Source organism: Hymenobacter sp. UYP22 (assembly GCF_040547285.1).
Lineage (GTDB): Bacteria > Bacteroidota > Bacteroidia > Cytophagales > Hymenobacteraceae > Hymenobacter.
The window spans coordinates 761,658-780,718 of sequence record NZ_JBEPPK010000001.1; the positions used below are offsets into that span (position 1 = coordinate 761,658).

The 19,061-nt window shown below is 59.9% G+C and carries 10 protein-coding genes; 1 reads left to right on the forward strand and 9 read right to left on the reverse strand.

From position 1 onward, the window contains the following. Position 1 precedes the first annotated feature (1 nt). Together ABIB60_RS03315 and ABIB60_RS03320 are read right to left on the reverse strand one after the other, a co-directional pair. A complete protein-coding gene (locus ABIB60_RS03315; protein WP_354577727.1) occupies positions 2 to 1,843 on the reverse strand; it encodes a RagB/SusD family nutrient uptake outer membrane protein in 1,842 nt (613 codons plus the stop codon). Between the two features lie 18 nt (positions 1,844 to 1,861). Further along, positions 1,862 to 5,131, reverse strand: a complete 3,270-nt coding sequence (locus ABIB60_RS03320) for a SusC/RagA family TonB-linked outer membrane protein (RefSeq protein ID WP_354577729.1) — start codon at positions 5,129 to 5,131, stop codon at positions 1,862 to 1,864. A gap of 454 nt (positions 5,132 to 5,585) precedes the next feature. On the opposite strand from ABIB60_RS03320, the gene ABIB60_RS03325 reads away from it, so the two are divergent. After that, on the forward strand, positions 5,586 to 6,614 hold the full coding sequence (locus ABIB60_RS03325; protein ID WP_354577731.1) for a LacI family DNA-binding transcriptional regulator: 1,029 nt from the start codon (positions 5,586 to 5,588) through the stop codon (positions 6,612 to 6,614). Positions 6,615 to 6,657: 43 nt separating this feature from the next. Here ABIB60_RS03325 and ABIB60_RS03330 read toward each other — a convergent pair whose 3' ends face one another. The 7 genes from ABIB60_RS03330 to ABIB60_RS03360 all read right to left on the reverse strand — a co-directional run bounded on the left by ABIB60_RS03330 (position 6,658) and on the right by ABIB60_RS03360 (position 18,516). Next, a complete protein-coding gene (locus ABIB60_RS03330; RefSeq protein WP_354577733.1) occupies positions 6,658 to 8,283 on the reverse strand; it encodes a glycoside hydrolase family 43 protein in 1,626 nt (541 codons plus the stop codon). A gap of 304 nt (positions 8,284 to 8,587) precedes the next feature. Beyond that, complete coding sequence (locus tag ABIB60_RS03335; protein WP_354577734.1) at positions 8,588 to 10,516, reverse strand: DUF4350 domain-containing protein; 1,929 nt, start codon at positions 10,514 to 10,516, stop codon at positions 8,588 to 8,590. Positions 10,517 to 10,765: 249 nt separating this feature from the next. Continuing rightward, positions 10,766 to 13,105: a glycosyl hydrolase family 28 protein gene (locus tag ABIB60_RS03340; protein WP_354577736.1), complete on the reverse strand. Its 2,340-nt coding sequence runs from the start codon at positions 13,103 to 13,105 to the stop codon at positions 10,766 to 10,768. A 435-nt stretch (positions 13,106 to 13,540) separates the two neighbouring features. After that, complete coding sequence (locus tag ABIB60_RS03345) at positions 13,541 to 14,626, reverse strand: acyltransferase family protein (RefSeq protein ID WP_354577738.1); 1,086 nt, start codon at positions 14,624 to 14,626, stop codon at positions 13,541 to 13,543. A 71-nt stretch (positions 14,627 to 14,697) separates the two neighbouring features. After that, positions 14,698 to 14,928 carry a DUF2905 domain-containing protein gene (locus tag ABIB60_RS03350; protein ID WP_125432822.1) on the reverse strand — a complete coding sequence of 77 codons (231 nt, stop codon included), beginning with the start codon at positions 14,926 to 14,928 and terminating at the stop codon, positions 14,698 to 14,700. Positions 14,929 to 14,941: 13 nt separating this feature from the next. After that, complete coding sequence (locus ABIB60_RS03355) at positions 14,942 to 15,898, reverse strand: hypothetical protein (protein ID WP_354577740.1); 957 nt, start codon at positions 15,896 to 15,898, stop codon at positions 14,942 to 14,944. Positions 15,899 to 15,972: 74 nt separating this feature from the next. After that, positions 15,973 to 18,516, reverse strand: a complete 2,544-nt coding sequence (locus ABIB60_RS03360) for a type IA DNA topoisomerase (protein WP_354577742.1) — start codon at positions 18,514 to 18,516, stop codon at positions 15,973 to 15,975. Positions 18,517 to 19,061: the final 545 nt, after the last annotated feature.

Consider the following 19,061-nt stretch of genomic DNA (forward strand, 5'->3'; position numbering starts at 1 on the left):
TTTAGTAGCCGAAATTCTGCTTGAGTGCCGGGTCGGCGGCCAGGGTGCTTTGCGGGATGGGCAGAAGCTCCTTGCCCTGACCGGGCACGTACTCGGCGGCGAGGCCGGTGCCGGTGCTGGCGGCCGTGGTGGTGCCTACTGTGGCCGAGGAACCTGTGGGCCGGGTGTTGGCAATGTAGGCGGCATCAATAGCCTGGCGCCAGTTTACGCGGGTAGTACCGGCGGGCGTGGCCGCGGGTGAAGGCCGGTAGAAGGAGCGCGCCCACTGGATGTTGCCGGCGGCCGGCGTGCGGAAATACATGTACTGCGGCACCGTCTGGTACGGCGCCTGGTTGAGGGCCAGTTTCAGCAGGTTGGCTTTGGCCTCGGCCAGCTTGGCTTCAAACAGGTTCCAGCGTAGCAAATCATACTTGCGGATGCCTTCTCCCCCGAACTCCAGGTACCGCTCGTTTACAATAGCGTTGAAGAAGCCGGCTTTTGAGCTCAGGTCCAGGCCAGCCAACGCGCGGGTGCGGTTGCCCCCGAAGCCGCGGGTGCGCACTTCCAGCAGGGCATTCTGGGCGGCCGTGGTGGGGCCGCTCAACTCATTTTCAGCCTCAGCAAACATCAGCAGCACATCGGCAAAGCGGATGATGGGCCAGTTGTAACCCAGGTAGTTGCCGGTGCCCGGAATGGCAGGATTATGCCAGTCGCGGCGAAATTTACCGTCGGTAATAGCCCCCAGGGCCACCCCGGTCTGGAAGTTGGTAGCCGGGATGCTGTACGTGGTGATGGTCACGTCGCGGCGGGAATCCAGGGAGTCGAAGGCGTAGAAGTAGGTGGGCACCACCGTCACGGCACCCTGCGTGGAGCCATAGATGGGCGAGGCATTCAGGCGAGGGCCGTTGTAGTAACCCAGCTTGCTGTCCGACACGGCCGTGGAGCCGCCCATGCCCACCTGGAACATGATTTCGTTGGCGGCCTCGGGGCGCTGCTCGTTGATGCTCTTGAACAGCTCCAGGAAGCTGGCGTTCAGCGTGTGCTCCCCGCGGTTGGCCAGCAGACCGGCGCACTCCTCGCGGGCAATGCGGTAATACTCCAGGTAGTCGCTGGGGCGCGTCATCTGGGCATCCTTCAGCGAGTAGCCGGCCCGGTACAGGGCCAGGCGGGCCCGCAGGGCCTTCACGGCTCCCTTCGTAATTCGCTCACTGGCCGCACCGGCCCGCGTGCGCCAGGGCACCAGCTTTTCGGCCTGCAGCAAATCGGCAATGAGTTTGGTGAGCGTGGCGTTGCGGTCGGCGTTGGGCAGGTTGAAATCCTGGCCCGAAACCGAGGGCGTAAACTGCGCCGGCACATCCCCCCAGTTCCGAATCAGCTCCAGGTAATACTGAGCGCGCAGGGTAAGCGCCTCGCCGTGCAGGCGGTGCAGGGCGGCCGTATCGGCAGCCGGGCCGCTGTTGTAGGCGGCCATCTGTGGAATCTGCTGGATGCAGATGTTGGCCCGCTCCACACCTTGGTACAAGGTGTTCCAAGGGTTGGTAATTTCGGTATTAGTAGCTAAGGACTTATAGCGGGCAATACTGCGCCGGGCTCCGTCGGAAGCCCCCGAGGAGCCAATCATCTCGTCGGAGTCGTAGGGGAAGTACATGCTCACGCGGGTACCGTAGCTCTGGTCACCCGAGAGCGGGTCGTAGGCCCCGATTACGGCGGCCGTAGCCCCGGCCACGGTGCTGAAGGTGTAGGCCGTAGTATTGAGGGCCACCGGCTCCACGTTCAGGTAATCCTGGCAGGAAACCAGGGCCCCGGCGCTGCCCGCTAAGGCCAGCCCGGCCAGTGCAGTCCGGAAAGTAAGTGCGGATTTCATATCAACTGGGGGTGGGAATTAGAGGGAGAGGTTCAGGCCAAACAGGAAGGCGCGGCTGCGCGGGTAGGCGGCGTAGTCGACGCCCGGCGTGAGCGGGGACGAGCGGCGCGTGTTCACCTCCGGGTCGTAGCCCGAGTATTTGGTGAAGGTGTACAGGTTGTTGAGCGTCACGTAGAAGCGCAGCTGCTGCACATGGGCGCGGGTAGTCAGCGTTTTAGGCAGCGTGTAGCCCAAGGTCACGTTGTTGATGCGTAGGAAGGAGCCATCCTCCACGGCCCAGGAGTGCAGGAAGTAGTTGCGGGTGGGCGTCCAGATGTTGGCGTTCTGGTTGAGCTGGTTCAGGGCGTTCAAATCCGTCACCAGCGCCCCATCCGAGCCAATTACCTTGTAGCGGTCCTCCATTACATCCAGCAGGTTGCTGAACACGGTATTGGCCGTGTTGGAGGTGAACTCAATCTTGTTGGCGTTGTAGATGTCGTTGCCCAGCACGAAGTTCACGAACACGCTGGCATCGAAGTTTTTGAACGTGAACTGCTGGTTCAGGCCGCCCGCAATCTTGGGGTTGGCATTGCCGATTACCGTCTGGTCCTGGTCATTGATGACACCGTCGTTGTTCAGGTCTTTCAGCTTAATCAGGCCCGGCCGGGCGGCGGTTTCGCCAATCAGGCCCAGGTTATTCGGAAAAATATTGGCTCCCTGCGCATTCTTCTTCGGCGTCCAGGTTTGGGTGGTGGCGTTGTAGCTCTCAAAGTCGTTGGCCGTCAGAAAACCATCGGTTACGTAGCCGTACATCTCCCCCACCGGCCGGCCCACCCGGGCCACGTAGTCACGGTTGAGAGCCGTGCCGGCCCAGCCCGAGGCAATACCCGGAATTTCCTGCAGGCCCGAGCCCAGGCTTTCGATTTTGCCCCGGTTCAGGGAGGCGTTGGCCGTGGCCGTCCAGCTGAAGTTAGGCTTGTTGAAAATGGTACCCGTCAGCTGCAGCTCAATGCCTTTGTTGGAGGTTTCACCGATGTTGCGCAGCTGGGAGGTATAGCCCAAAAATGGCGGAATGGGCTGGTTGATGAGCAGGTCAGAGGTGGTGTTGTAATACACGTCGCCGGTGAACTGCACGCGGTTGTCCCAGAGGGCCAGGTCTACGCCCAGGTCGCGGGAGGTGGTTACTTCCCACTTCAGGTCGGGGTTGGGCAGGGTGGTAGCCGCCGCGCCCAGCACCTGAATGTGGTTGAGGAAGTACGGCGCGCTACCGGCCGAGTACAGCTGGTCGTAGAGGAAGTCGTTGATGCGGTTGTTGCCGGCCTGCCCGTAGCTCAGGCGCAGCTTCAAATCCGAAACAGTGGTCAACGATTTAAAGAATTCTTCCTTGGAAATGCGCCAGGCTACCGAAGCCCCGGGGAAGTAGCCCCAGCGGTTGCCCTCCCGGAATTTGGAGGAGCCATCGGCCCGGAACGTACCGGTAAACAGGTACTTATCGTCGAAGGAGTACGTGAGGCGACCAAAGCCCGAGAGCAGGCGGTAATCGGTGGGGATGCTGGTGCCAGGCAGTACGGGCTGGGAGGTTACGCCCGTCGGCAGCACGCCTTGGTTGATGTTGGCCAGGGCCCGCTCGGCGGTGATGTCCAGGGGCAGGAAGTTGGTTTGGATGAACTGCTGCTTGGTTTGCTGCTGGTAGATTTCCTGGCCCACCAGCACCCCTACCTGGTGCTTGCCTTTTTCCCAGCTATAGCTCAGGGTGTTGGAGTTGTTGAGGGTGCTTTGGGTAGCCGAGGTAATGGTGGCAAAGGGCAGGCTGAGGTAACCACCGGCCGCCTGCCGGATGGTGGGCGAGTAGCGGCCGTTGAAAGTACCCAGCTCCGAGTTGGTGATATCAAAGCCGGCAATGGAGCTCAGCATCAGGCCCTTGGTCAGCTCCAGCGAGGCGTTGGCCCCGATGTTGAAGGTGCGGCGCTTGTCGCGGCGGTACTCATTGTCGATGGTGAGCACTGGGTTTACCAGGCTGGAGTTCGTGAAGAACTCGTCATCGAAGGTGTTGGGGTCCAGCACCTGGCCCGTGGCGTTGGGCACCATTAAGGGCATATACTGCACCGTGTTGCGCAGGCGGGAGGTCACGCTGGAGCCCGAGGAAGAAGTGCCCGCCCCGTTCACCGTCTGGTCGTTGAAGCGCATGTTCAGGCCCACCCGCAGGCGGTCCATGGGCTTGGTATCAAAGCGGAAGTTCACCAGGTTGCGGGTGAAGTCGGAGCCGCGCTGAATACCGTCCTCGTCGTTGCGCGTCAGGCTCAGGGAGTAGGTAGTACCCTTCACCCCACCCGACACCGACAGGTTATGAGTTTGCTGGAAGGCGTCGCGCCCAAATACCTCGTCCTGCCAGTCCATAAACGGAGCCTGGCGGGCCCGGTCGAGTGTGTCGCTGAGGTAGTTGCGCGAGCCGAACAGCTTGCCAAACGCCGAAAGCCCGCCCTGGCCGGTAGCGCCGGCCAGCTGCGCCCGCTCGTACTGGTAGTTCAGGTAGTCGGCGGGTTTAAGCACACCCAGCTTGTTGCTGATGCGGCGGAAACCGGCAAAGCCGTTGTAGCTGATAACGGTTTTGCCTTCGATGCCTTTTTTGGTGGTGATAATCACTACGCCATTGGCACCGCGGGCCCCGTAAATAGCCGTGGCCGAAGCGTCCTTGAGCACGTCCACGGAGGCTATATCCTGGGGGGCAATAACGTTCAGCGCGTTTTCTATCTGGATGCCATCCACCACGTACAGCGGGGAGTTATCCTGCGTTACTGAGCCCCCACCCCGCACCCGTACCCGCACATCCTGGTTGCCCGGCGTACCTTCCGAGGATGTCAGCTGCACCCCGGCCAGGCGCCCCGTGAGGGCCTCAGCGGCGGAGTTCACCGGAATATCCTTGATCTGCTGAGCACTCACCGACGACACCGAGCCCGTCACGTCGCGGCGCTGCACGGCCTGGTAGCCGATTACCACCACGTCGTCCAGCGTTTTGCTGTCCTCCTGCAGGGCTACCGTCAGGTCAGTTTTGCTGCCCACTGCCACCTCATAGGGCAAAAAGCCGATGTAGCTAAAGCGCAGCGTGGCATTGTCGGGCACGGCCAGGCTGAAGCGCCCTTCCCCGTCGGTAGAGGCTCCCAGGTTGGTGCCTTTAACGACCACCGTTACGCCGGGCAAAGCTTCGCCCTTTTCCGACTTAACAACCCCCTGTACGCGGCGCTGCTGCGCCCAGGCAGGTGCCACCGTCGCCACCAGAAGAGGCGCCAGTAACAGTAGATTTTTTTTCATGACGTAGTGGTGTGGGAATTGAAGTGGGAATGTGGGCAAGCAGCCGGTTGGGTACTTGGGTAAGCACGAATGAAAAAGCGGGACGCCGACGAGGCCTCGGGCCGGCAGTGGTGCTTCTCACGTCAGGCCGCTGGTCTTCTTCGCTGAAGTGTTGTATACTTTTTGAAGAAGCTGGCTGCGTTGGGGTTGAAGCCGGTCAGCGGTTGGCTTGATTAAGGTTACAGGAAGCCCCCGCGAAAAGGAAGAAATTGACCTGATTAATTTGTGCAAACGATGTCGGGAACGTGACCAATCAGTCACCGCCGCAGTTTTTCGGGGTCGTTATTCCGGTTATTCGCCGAGTATGCCTATTTTTCGGGCAGTTGGGCACCTTTCCGGTAACAGGTACATTCTTGTACTTTAGTAAGTACCCACTCTCCGTCCCTATTCCATTTACCTAGCCCCGCACCATCTCGTGGAAACATACACCATCAAGGACATTGCCCGGGAGCTGGGAATATCTACCTCCACCGTGTCGCGGGCACTGCGGGGCAGCTACGAAATCAACGCCGAAACCAAGCGCCGGGTAATGGAGTGCGCCGAGCGGCTCAACTACCGCCCCAACCCCATTGCCCTGAGTTTGAAAGGCAGCGCCAGCCGCGCCATTGGCGTGATTCTGCCCCAGATTGCCAATTACTTTTTCTCCCAGGCCATCAACGGTATCGAGGCCATTGCCTATAACCGGGGCTACCACGTTATCATCTTCCAGAGCCAGGAAAGCTACGAGCGGGAAATGGCCAACGTGCAGCAGGCCATGTCGCGGAAAGTAGATGGTTTGCTGATATCCCTCAGCAGCGAAACCGCCGACGTAGAGCACCTGCAGGAAGTGCTGGACAAAAACGTGCCGCTGGTGCTCTTTGACCGGGTTTCCAGTGAGCTGAACGTGACCAAAGTAGTGGCCGATAACTTCGGCGGAGCCTTTGCCGCCACCGAGCACCTGCTGAAAGAAGGCCGCCGCCGCATTGCCCACCTTACCATTCAGCCCTGGCTGAGCATCACGCAGGAGCGCCTGGCCGGCTACCGCGCGGCGCTGGAAAAGTACGGCGTGGAGTTCGACGAAAACCTGATCCGCTACGGCACATTCGGGCCCGATGAGGTAGGCCCCATGATTGACGAGCTGATGCGCCTGGACACCCCACCCGATGCGTTTTTCACGGCCTCCGACCGTCTGGCCGTAGGTTGTTTGCAGGCTTTGGGGCAGCGCGACCTGCACATCCCCGAGGATGTCTCGCTCATTGGCTTCACCAACCTCAATGTAGCCCATTTGCTGAACCCGGCCCTGAGCACCGTAGTGCAGCCCGCCCAGGAAATCGGGCAGGTAGCCGCCGAGCGCCTCATCGACCAGATTGAGCGCAAGCACCGCGCCCTCCCCATCGAAACCGTACGCATCCCCACCGAGCTCATCGTGCGCAGCTCCACCCGGGCGGAAGTGGTGAAGCTGTAGGAAGCCCCCTCCTGAGTAAAGCGTAGGAGGACAGTTTCCGAATTTACTGCGCTGCCTCCACCCGGAACCAGTCCACGTCGGCGCTGCCGGCGTCGTTGGTTTTGCCAGCCCGGGTACAGAACAAGCCTACTTTAGCCCCTATCCATTTGCCTCCCCGGGCCTGAAAATCGGTACCTGCCGGGGTAAACTGCTGACCGTCGAGGCTGTAGCTGAACTGGCATTTGGCGCCCTTCTGCACGCTTACGCGCAGGTACACGGGTTGACCGGCCGGAATCTGCTGGGTTGGACCCGTCGTTTCAGGGGTGAGCTTGTCGGCATCTTTGCACACTACTTGGTTCAGCACCAGTTGTCCGCCCTGGTTGCTAACGGCCAAATACGCGTAATCCAGTCCCATCATCACCAACCCCACTCTTTCACCCTCAAAACGCGGGACAAAGGTGAGCTTGGTAGTGACCATGAACTGCTCGGCGGGTAGTTTTTGCAGCAGCAGATTGGGCACCTGCCACAGATTTTTGTAATCAGCCGGTAGCGGTACTGAGTAGAGGCGCAACGTACCGGAGGCCGGGCTCAGAAACGCCCAGCCCAACTGCGGATTGGCGTGCCATTGCCACTGCAAACCCAGCGCGGCGCCGCTAAACTCGTCGGAGGTAGCGGGCGTAGCCAGGGGTTGCGGCGGACCTTTTACGGCGGGTTTGCGGTGAACCAGTACGGGCTGGCCCACCCCGTCACCGTCGGGGTCTTCGCCAATGACGGGCCAGTCGTTGCGCCACTGCATGGGCTGCAGGTGCACCACGCGGCCGTAGGCGCCCTGGTCCTGAAAATGCAGAAACCAATCTTCTTTCCCGTCCGGCGTATCCACCCAGGCGCCCTGGTGCGGGCCATTTACGGGCGTTTTGCCCTGGGCCATGACAATGCGGTCTTCGTAGGGGCCGAACACGTTTTTGGAGCGCAACACTACCTGCCAGCCGGTACTCACGCCGCCGCCAGGTGCGAAAATGTAGTAGTAGCCGCGGCGCTTGTAGAACTTGGGGCCTTCGATGGTCGGATGCTGGTCGTGGCCATCGAACACCAGTACTTCATCACCTACCAAACTCAATCCGTCAGCACGCATACGACTCACGGCTAGCACGCTTTTGAAGCCCGCCCGGGAGCCGGCAAAACCGTGCACCAGGTAGGCCTGCCCATCTTCGTCCCAAAGCGGGCAAGGGTCAATCCAGCCCTTGGCTTCTTTGATGCAGATTGGCGCGCTCCAGGGCCCGGCCGGGTTCCGGGCCTTGGTCACGAACAAGCCCAGGTCGGGGTCGGGGTAGTAGATGTAGAACTCCTTGTTGTGGTAGCGAATGGCCGGAGCCCACACGCCATTGCCGTGCTGGGGCAGGTTGTAGCGGGCTAGTGGGGGCTGCTGGCTGAATGCGGCCCCAATAATAGTCCAGTTCACCAGGTCGCGGGAGTGCAGAATCTGCAGGCCGGGGGCGCTGTTGAAGCTGGAGGAAGTCAGGTAGTAATCCGAGCCCACGCGCACTACATCAGGGTCAGAGTAGTCGGCGTACAGCACCGGGTTTTTGTAGCTACCGTTGCCCAAATCCGGCACCCACACCTTTGAGATGGACGATTGGGCTTGGGTGATGAGCGGCAGCAACAGCGCCAGCAGAAACAGGCGAAACTTCATGCGGAAGTGATTTAATTCGCTAGCCCAAGGTTTACTGAGCTATGGAGCGGGCAGCCGTAGTAGCGCGAACTGTGTTGTTCGCGTCCCCGCCTCGTTGGGGCAGTTATCGTTCTGGGGCGCGAACTACACAGTTCGCGCTACTACGCTGTAGTGAAGGCCCAAAGCCGTCATTCCAACCAACCGGCGGCCTCTGCGGCATATCGGCTTGGCCGAACCCCTCAGATTCCTCCCGTTGGTCGGAATGACGGGCGGCAGCACCCGGGCCAGCGGCTCACTCACCAGGCAGCCGGCCCGGGGCACGCCGCTATTTGCGGCCAGACTGTTGCAGCAGCCAGGTCGCCAGGTCGTGGGCGGCGTTGTAGTTCTCGAATGAGGCCGGAATCTTGCGGCCGTCCACGTACTCGTTGTACAGCCACGGGTCACCGACAGCCAGCACGGTTCCCTTGCCCACCTTGGCGGTGGCAATGACGGTGTGCTCGCCCATCCTCACCAGCGGTGTGGCCGGAGCCTGCACTTTCAGCGGAGCCAGTTCCTTGATGTAGGCTGATTTCGAGGTTTTGAAGACAGCGTTGCCGGCCGGGATATTCACCTGGCCCTGCTCAAATTCGCTGCCTTTCACCATGTTCAGGTTCAGGGGCAGAAACTCCATCCCGAATGCCTTAGCCAGCGTGTTGAAGCGCGGAATCTCGCAGTTGCTGGTGTCATTGGCCATCAGTACCAACGTGCCACCATCTTTCACCCACTTGGTAAGGGCCTGCACGTCGGCGGGCTGCACGAAATTGGGGTTGGGCGTTTCCTTTTTGGTGTCGGGGTCCACGATGATAAACACGTCCACACCTTTCAGGGCGGCGGCCGTGGGCGCGGTGCTGAGGGTGGCGGTTTTCGCGCCCAGGTCGCGGAACTGCTGGCCCCAGAAGTAGAAGCCGCCGTGCGTTCGGTCGTCCCAGGTATAGTGCCAGGTTTCCTGCTGGCCGCTGAGGGCACTTTTGCGCAGCTCGTGGTTGAAGTAATTGTCCACGGCCACGGTTTTGCCCGAGCCCACGGCGCTGGCGGCTGTTTCCATCTCCACGCTGGCTAGAATGAACGGGCCCACGCCTTTCAAATCGTTTTTGCGCAGGGGCTCGGTGAGGTAGTACTCGAAGCTACCGTCGCGGTAGGGCTTACCGCCGAGGCCGCCCACGCTTACAGTGCCGTTGAAGGCCAGCGCACCGCTTTCCTCGGCTACAAATTGCTTCAGCAGCCCATCGTACCCCTTGCGGGCGGCGGCGGCGTACTTCTTATCGAGGTAGCCCATGCGCACGCCCTTCTGCAGGAAATACACAAACATGCTGCTGCCCGAGGCCTCCTGGTAGTTGCCCTTGCGCGCGGCCTGGTCCATCACCAGCGCCCAGGTGCCGGTGCTGGCACCCTGGTACTTCACCAGCACCGGCGCGAGGCGCTGCACGTCTTTGATGAGTTGCTGGCGCTGCGGGTGGTTCTGGGGGAAATAGTCGAGCACGTCCACTAAGGCCATGGCATACCAGCCTATGCCCCGGTCCCAGAAGTTGGGCGACTGGCCGGTGGTTTTGTTGGCCCACTTCTGCTCCCGGCTTTCGTCGTAGCCATGGTAGAGCAGGCCGGTTTTGGGGTCCGTGAGGTTCTGCTCAATCAGGGCAAACTGCTTGGCAATGTCGTCAAACCCGGCCGGCTGGTTAAATACTTGGCTGTACTCGGCGTAGAAGGGCTCGGCCATATACAGACCGTCCAGCCACATCTGGTTGGGGTACACTTTCTTGTGCCAGAAGCCCCCAGCCTTGGTGCGCGGCTGCCCATTCAGTTGCTTGCGCAGCTGCTGGGCCGCCAGCCGGTACTTCTCCACCTGCGGCACCGACATCTGGCTGAGCGTGAGCAGCACGTGGCCGGTGGTCAGGTTGTCGAGGTTGTAGTCTTCCAGCTTGTAGGTGCGGATACTACCATCGGGGCGTACAAACTGGTCGAGGTCCTGCTGGATGTAGGTGAAGTAGCGGGCGTCGCCGGTGCGCTGCCATACCCGCTCCAGCGCCTTCAGCATCAGCCCCTGCTCGTAGTCCCAGCGGGCCGTTTTGCGGTTGCCGATGACGATGGAATCCGGGTGCCAACTGATAAACGCATCGGCCATGCGTTGCGACATGGGCCGCGCGGCCGGGGTGGTTTGCGCCTGGGTTGTAAGCGAGGCAGCCAGTAAACCAGCAAGCAGGAAAGGGCGAAAGGACATGGATAGGAAGTTTGTTCTCTTTGACGTCATGCTGAGCTTGCCGAAGCATCTCTACCGCTCCGCCTACACGTCATTCTGAGTGAAGCCGAGGAATCTCGCGTGCTGACGTAGTAGTAGTAATTCCAGCGAAGCAGTAGAGATGCTTCGGCAAGCTCAGCATGACAATTACTCTACAATATCAGCACGCGAGATTCCTCGACTTCGCTCGGAATGACGTTCTTATTGTTTGTGCTAAAGCCTATGTTTTTCTTACAGCTTGGAAACCGTCACCGTTTTCTTGGCCACCTTCTCTCCCATCTCCACGCCTTTCTTGGCGGCTTTGGTATCGGTGTTACGCAGGGTTACGGCTTTGCTGCGGGCCCCGGTTACGCGCAGCAGCAGGTCGGCGCCGGGGGCGTAACGCAGGTTATCGAAGCTAATGTTGCGGCTGTTCTGCACTTCCAGCACAGGCTTGGTTTCCTGGGAAAGCAGAGTCACATTCTTGAAGCGGATACCGTCGGCTTCCTGGCACACGAGGCCTTTGTTGCATTCCAGCACCGTGTTTTCGATTTCCACGTTTTGCACCGCCATTTCGGGCAGGCCGCGCACCAGAATACCGGTGTTGGCGCCCTTGCAGGTCACGTTGGTGATGCGGAAGTTCTTGAACTGCGGGGTGCCTTCACCCAGCGGCTCGGCCTTGATTTCAGGAATGCCAAACGCCTCGCCGTTTACCTGCACCGGGTCTTTGGCGGCGTAGTACATATCGAACAGAATGGCCTCACCGGCAATGTCGGTCATGTCCACGCCGTCCACGAAGATGTTCTCTACTACCCCGCCCCGGCCGCGTGCGGTTTTGAAGCGCAAACCTACATCGGTGCCCATGAAGGTGCAGTTGCTCACGTACAGGTTGCGCGCCCCGCCCGACATTTCCGAGCCAATCACGAAGCCGCCGTGGGCGTGGTACACTTTCGTATCCCGAATGATGAAGTTCTCAGTCGGCACGCCCCGCTTGCGGCCCTCCGCGTCGCGGCCACTCTTGATGCAGATGCCGTCGTCGCCCACGTCAAACGTGCAGCCTTCTACCAAGCCATTGCGGCAGGATTCCAGGTCCAGCGCGTCGGTATTTTGGCCGTACCAAGGGTTGCGGGCCGTTACGTTGCGCAGCGTGATATTGTCGCAGAGCAGCGGGTGGATGGTCCAGGCCGGGGAGTTCTGAATAGTAAAGTCTTCGAGCAGAATCTGCTTGCAGCGCTGCAGGCTAAGCATGTTGGGCCGCAGGAAATCTTTGAACTCGGCAAACTTGCTGAAATCGGGCTCCTGCCCGGCCGCGTAGGTCCAGGGCTTGCTGAGCGTGGAGCCTTTCAGGGAACCCGCCGAGGGGTACCAGGTGGTACCTTTCTCATCTACCACCCCACCCGATTTCACGAGGCGCTGCCACTGGCCGGCGTTGAGCTTTTCCTTTTTCACCATGCGCCAGGCGTCGCCGGCCCCGTCGAAGGTGCCTTCGCCGGTAATGGCAATGTTTTCCAGGTCGTAGCCGGAAATGGGCGACTGGTTGCGCACGGCATCCTCGCCTTCCCAGTTGGTTTTGATGAGCTGATAATCGGAAAGCTTGTTGCTGAACTGCACCAGCGCGCCTTTGGCCACGTGCAGATTCACGTTGCTTTTGAGCTGAATCGGGCCGGTGAGCCAGAGGCCACGCGGCACCAGCACCACGCCGCCCTGCTGGCTGCAGGCCTCAATGGCTTTGCGAAAGGCCTCGGTGTTGAGCTGCTGACCATCCGCCACGGCCCCATATTTAATGATGTTGAAAGTATCCTTGCGGAAGTACGGCTGCAGCACGATGGGCAGCTCGTAGGCATATTTACCGGCGAAGACCAGCGGCTTGAGGTGGCTGGCAATGCCGAGGTTCTGCTTTTTCACATCCTGGGCTACCAGCTGGGCCACCCGCTCCGCGCCGTAGGCCGAGAAGTGAGTGTTATCGAGCTTGGTGTTGTTGGCGCCGTTCTGGTAGCTCCAGAACAGCGGCTTGGTGCCCGCGTCGCCGAGTTGGCTGTACATCGTCCAGCTGGCTTCGTGCAGGTCAATCAGCGGCACCTTTTGGGCTTTGGCAACTTCCTTCACTACGCCGGGGTACTCGCCGTGGTCATCCTTGCGCTTGCCGGCCTCGTCGAAGTAGCGGCGGCCGACGGGCGTCAGCAGCACCGGGTTGGCGCCTTTGGCGCGGGCTTCCTGCACGTACCGGGTCAGGTTTTGGCGGTAGGCGGTTTTGGGGGCAGCGTAGCGGGCGGTGTCTTCCTGTTTGCTGTCGTTGTGGCCGAACTGGATGAACACCCAGTCGCCGGGCTTCACTTGCTCCAGCACCTTGGCCCAGCGGCCTTCGTGGCGGAAGTTGCGGGTGCTGCGGCCGTTCATGGCGTGATTCTGCAGCGCCACGTCCTCGTCAAAATACTGGCGGAAGTACATGCCCCACCCCCGCTCCGCCTTGTCCAGCGGCTTATCCGACATGGTCGAATCTCCCACGAGGAAGATGGTGGGGTTTCGGGTATCGGCGGCCGGGCGGAAGGCTAGTAGCAGCACGGCCAGCAGCAGAGCACAGAGTTGCTTCATATTGGGCGGGTGTGGGAAGGAGCGTGGGACGAACAGGAGCCCTCAAAACAGCAGTTTTCCGGGAAGCCGGACTGGTGAGTGAGTGCTAAATAGTCGTTAAGGTTAGCGGAATAGTTGGCCGCCGCCGCACGCCAGCCGGCTATTTTTTGCGCAAACGTTATCGGGCACGTTGCCGGAAGCGGAGTTGGCTGTTATTCACCAAGCCCAAACGGCCCTATATTCTCGGTTAGCTCTATCCCCAGCTTTAGTAGAAGGCACAGAGCAATTGGTACTTCCGCCGCCCCGTGCCCAATCCTTTCTCTGCTTCTATTTAACCAAACCTGTATCGGGAAGCTCCCGCCCGAGGTCCGAGGTTATACTATAAGTCGGACGCGGATTTGCTATGACCGGCTGCGTAGCCAACAAGCGGTTTCCGGCTACCTACTGACGCTATTGTCAGGTGGCGCTGCGGCGGCTGAGAAAGCGTCGTACGGGCGCATCTACGGTCATCAGAATTAAATACGCAACGGCTACCAGCGCCAGCGTGGCGCCCGGTACTAGCCACGCCAACGTGCTCATAGGAGGTTTTTGCGTGGTCATGTAGCTCAGGAACACCCACACGAAGGGGTAATGCACCATGTACAGCGGGTAGGAAAGCTCACCGAACCACCGGCACGTCCGGGCCAGGCGGGGTGCCACCTGCGTACCGGCCCCCAGCGCCACCAGCAGCGGAAAATACCCGAGCACCAGCACCATATCCGTCAGCCCGGCTACCTCTTTGCGGTAGGGAAACAGCAGGCCAACGAGCAGCAACAGCCCCACGCCCAGAACCCCAAGACGGTTGGGGATAATCCAGCGGGAACGATAGAGCAGCATGCCGATCAGAAACGAATAACTAACGCGGGCTCCCCCGCCCCAAAACGTATTCGCATCCCACCCGATGCTCAGGTTGGGGTTCTGGGTAGCCTCGTACACGAGCCACCCAGCGGCCAGCAGCGTGAGCAGGCGCAACATGCTAGGCCGCAGCCGCACCAGCACCACGGCATACACCACGTTAGCCACGTATTCCCAGAACAAGGACCAAGTGGGCGCGTTGAGCGGAAACAGATTGAACGTGCGCTCGGGCATCACCGGCAACGGAATCAGCAGGCAGGAAGCCAGAAACAGCTGCCACGCCCGCGACGCGTACGTGGTAAACACCGAGCTGAACGGGTCGAGCCAGAACGTGAGCAGCCCCAACACCGACCCCACCACCACCAACGGATGCAGCCGGATCAGCCGCCGCCGCAGAAACGCCAGGATGCCGAGACTGGCCAAGCGCTTATCGTAGGCGCAGGCCATCACAAAGCCGGAAAGGCAGAAGAAAAAGTCCACCGCCAAGTAGGCGTGGGCAATGAACAGCTGGTCGTAGTCGGGCACCACAATTTCCATAAAGTGGTACACCACCACGGACAGAGCAGCAATGCCGCGCAGGCCATCCAGCACGGCAAAGTGGGGTGTTGGAGATTTTATGGCGGGTGCCAGCCTGTCGGTTGAGGTCATGGGTGTGGGGTGAAATGAGTAGCGGCGGCGCAATTTACTGCCCGCCGGCCGGTTCAATTGTCCCAGAGCCTCTACCCACCCAGCTTCCGTACCAGCCACAGCAGCGCGCTCAGCCCCGCACTCACCAGCAGCATCGACACCCACGGCACGTACAGCCTGAAGCCCGGCCGCTCCACCCGCACGTCGCCTGGCAGCCGCCCGAACCAGCCCAGCAGGTTGCCCCCGCCCAGCCACAGCAGCGCCCCCAGCACCATCAGGCCCAGGCCGAGCAGGAACAGCGTTTTTCCGAGGTGGGGAGGCATGACAGAGACAGTTCTAAGGTCTACCTAATTCGTGTAGTAATATGTATAGCTGCCGCAAACCCCAAGTTCCTACCCCGTTTATATCATCAATCTGTTTCTTCGCTCCACTATCATTTTCTATAGTCAGCCTGACGTGGGTACTATGGTTTATAGAGTAGCTACCGTACGTACCTTTTAGGGTGGAATAATTCAAATACGATAATAGCTGGATGAGTTGCTGGCGTTGAGCGGGTAACAGTAGCCTTTTATGCTCAATTTGTGTTACCTGAGTAGAGTCAGACCGTTCAGTATAGCGCTGCCAGAATTTAATGGAGTCTCCCTTTACAATGATGCTGGTGTGGGTGGTTCTCTGATAAAAGGAACTGCTTTCGTATGTAACTTCCTTAACCTGGCGTTGGATAGGATGAGCATTGTATTCCACGAAGCCACCGGACACGTACGCCAGCAGCATTGACCGACGATTTCGCAACCGCTCCTGACCGCCCGGCACCCGCCCAGCAAAATCAGCGTATTCCAGCAAATCCTGACTATTACGATGTACCACGCGGGCTACGGGGTGACGGCGACGACGCACACCATTAGCGAAATTGCGCTCTATCTGAAATTTATCCCCCTTATCCAGTACGCAAAACAGGAACGGAATATTCCTGCGCCGGGCCAGCACCAGTAAATCAGGTAACCCGTTGTGGTCAAAATCGGCCTTGAACCAAGTTTGTGAGCCCCGCACCGCAAACCGGGTAGAACGGTAAGGCCGGTACGCTGCTACGGCTGAATCGCCCAACACAGCTTCTTCAAATTCCCACCCGAACGGCCGGATAAGTTCTAGCACCTGCGCATCCGTTTTTATGGCAGCAATCTGGCCGGGTAAATACTTCTGCGTTGCTACTTGGCAAAAAGTATCTGGTGCTGCCCCAAGTAATAACAAAACTAGGCCAGCTAGGAAAAGGGATTTACCGAAGTAGGCAAGCATAGAAATCAATATTGCATATAGTTAAATAGATACCATGCTTCAGCTCAAGCCAGCACGTTTTTATATCCTATATACTATCCCTTATTATCAAACACCGGCTCAATGCGCCCGTCGGCCCCCACCTGCAACGCGGCTTCGTAGCGGTTGCCGGTTTTGCTGGAGATGAAGCCGCGAATGACGCCGGTTTTGCCTTTGCGCAGGAGTTGGTTCATCTGGGCGTCGGTGAGGGTTTTGCCGCCCCACTCGAACGGGGCCCGGAATTGGCAATCCTCGCGGAAGCGGGAGCAGCCCCAAGCACTTTTGCCCTTCAGCATTTGGCCCAGACGGCATACCGGGCAGGGTATCTGGCCGGGGTCCTGGGGGGTGGTGGGCTTGCTTTCGGCGGCGCGCACCAGTTCCAACGTCCGTACGGGCGTGAGCCGGATGGCAGCCCCGAACTTGTTACCGGCGTCGTCCAGGAAGCCCTGCATTACTTGGGTGCGGCCTTTTTTGAGTAGGTCGCCAACTTGCTTATCAGTAAACTTCTTACCCTCAAACTCCACCGGCAGCCGGAACTGGCATCCTTCTTTCCAACGAGAGCAGCCAAATGCCGATTTCCCGCGCAGCACGTGCCCTCCACCGCAGGCAGGGCACGGCCCCAATGCCCCGGGCACAGCGGGCGTGGACGCCGCCGGGGTCGAACGAGTAGCAGCAGATTTACCAGCAGCCGGCGCGGCTTGCGCGGCGTTGGCTACCGTCACGGCGCGGCCGGAGCCGTCGTGCTTTACTTCCAGCACCATCTCGCGCACCAGCTGCTTTAGCTCCCCCAGAAACTGCTCCTGGTCGAGCTGGCCGCCTTCAATCTGGCGCAGCTTCCGCTCCCACTGCCCCGTCAGCTCCGCCGATTTTAACGTGGGGTTGCGGATGAGGCCAATCAGTTCGACGCCAGTGGGCGTGGGCACAATCTTTTTCCGGTCGCGGCGGATGTAGCCCCGCTTGAACAGGGTTTCGATGATGGCGGCGCGGGTGGAAGGGCGGCCGATGCCGTTTTCCTTCATGGCCTGGCGCAACTCCTCGTCGTCCACGTTGCGGCCGGCTGTTTCCATACCGCGCAGCAGCATCGCCTCCGAGTACTCGCGCGGGGGCTGGGTTTGCTTGGCGTCGAGGCGGGGCTTGTGGGGGCCGGTTTCGTCCTTCTGGAAGCTGGGCAGCACGGTGCTCACCACATCGTCGTCGCCTTCGCCGGCGGCTTTGGGGGCCGAGGGAGCCTGCTGCTTCTCCGGGTCGCCGTACACCTCGCGCCAGCCGGGGCTCAGAATCTGCCGGCCCCGCACCCGGAAGGTACGCCCGGCTACATCGGCCGTTACCGTCGTATTCGAGACTTCACAATCAGGGTAAAAAGCAGCCAGGAAGCGGCGCACGATGATGTCGTACACCTGCTGCTCGGTGCCGTGCAGGCTGCCCGCGTTGGCCCCGGTTGGGATGATGGCGTGGTGGTCCGTCACCTTCTGGTTGTTGAACACCTTGGTGCTCTTGCGGATTTTGCCGCCCGTCAGCAGCGGAGCCGCCAGGGCGGCGTGCACCCCGCCCAGCCCGCGCAGAATGCCGGGGATTTTGGGGTACTGGTCGTCGGGCAGGAAGGTAGTGTCCACGCGGGGGTAGCTCACCACTTTCTTCTCGTAGAGGCCCTGCACGGTTTTGAGCGTGTCCTCGGCCGAGAGCCCCAGTTGGTTGTTGCACTGCACCTGCAAGGAGGTCAGGTCGAACAGCGCGGGCGGACTTTCCAACGCCTTCTTGATTTCCACGTTCGTCACCGTAAGGAGCTGGCCGGTTACCTGGGCCAGGGCCGCGTCGGCTTCCTCCTGGGTCACAAAGTAGCCACGGGCCTTCAGGCGGGCTTTTTCGTCGGGCTCATCGTCGTCCTTGCCCTTTTTCACCACGGCCACGTGGCTGAACATCGTGCCCCGGTATTCGGTGCGCAATACCCAATACGGCTCGGGCCGGAAGTTCTGAATTTCGTGGTACCGGTCCACCAGCAGCGCCAGTGTGGGCGTTTGTACCCGACCAATGCTGAGCACCTGCCGCTGCCCGGGCGCGTACTTGAGCGTGAACAAGCGGGTGGCATTCAGGCCGAGCAGCCAGTCGCCCACGGCGCGGCTTTTGCCGGCCTGGTAGAGCGAATCGAACTCCGAGCCCTCGCGTAGGTTCTGGAAGCCCTGACGGATGGCTTCTTCGGTGAGCGAGGAAATCCAGAGGCGCTTGGTGGGCTTGCGGTACTTGGCCTCCAGCAGCACCCAGCGCTGAATCACCTCCCCCTCCTGCCCGGCGTCGCCGCAGTTGATGACCTCTTCGGCGGAAGCCAGCAGGTTCTTAATCACGTTGAACTGCCGCACCACGCCGTCGTCGCGGCGCATGAGCTTGATGCCAAACTGCTCGGGCAGCATGGGCAAATCGTGAATGCTCCAGCGCTTCCACTCGGGGCGGTAGTCCTCGGGCTCGCGCAGCTGGCAGAAGTGGCCGAACGTCCAGGTTACCTGGTAGCCGTTGCCCTCGAAGTAGCCGTCCATTTTGCGGTTGGCACCCAGCACCTGGGCAATTTCGCGGGCCACACTGGGCTTTTCGGCAATGCAAACTTTCACTCGTAGCAGATTGGATGAAGTACACCGGCCGGGGCCAGCAGGGAATCAACAAAGATAACGGGGAGAAAAGTCCGGTGCACTGGACTCTTCTCCCCGTTTTACAACCAGCAAATGTCCTTGATGCAGGACTTCTACTCAGCCCCCGATTTTGCTACCCAACGCTCCAAGCCCTTCCGATATAGAATAAAATAGCGGCCACCATAGCAGAGCGACCAATGCGTAACACAGAGCTAGTCTGTATTTCTTTCTGAATAGCAGTCTTATGGCATATCCTACATTAGTCAACACCGTGATAAGGAGGAATACAAATAGAAGCACTAGTACTTTGAAGACGTCATCACTTATCCTCTGATCTGGCAAGCCTATTATGTACGAGCATCCAAATAACAGAACACCAATTACCAGCAGATAACCATTAATAACCAGTAGCCTACGATAATCCGGTGATATTGAACCTGTTTAGGAAGGGTGCACCAGGTTAAAGCACAAAGGACTCCCACGGCATGAGCGAAATTTGAGGTGCGACCCATCTCCTTTCTCTCCGC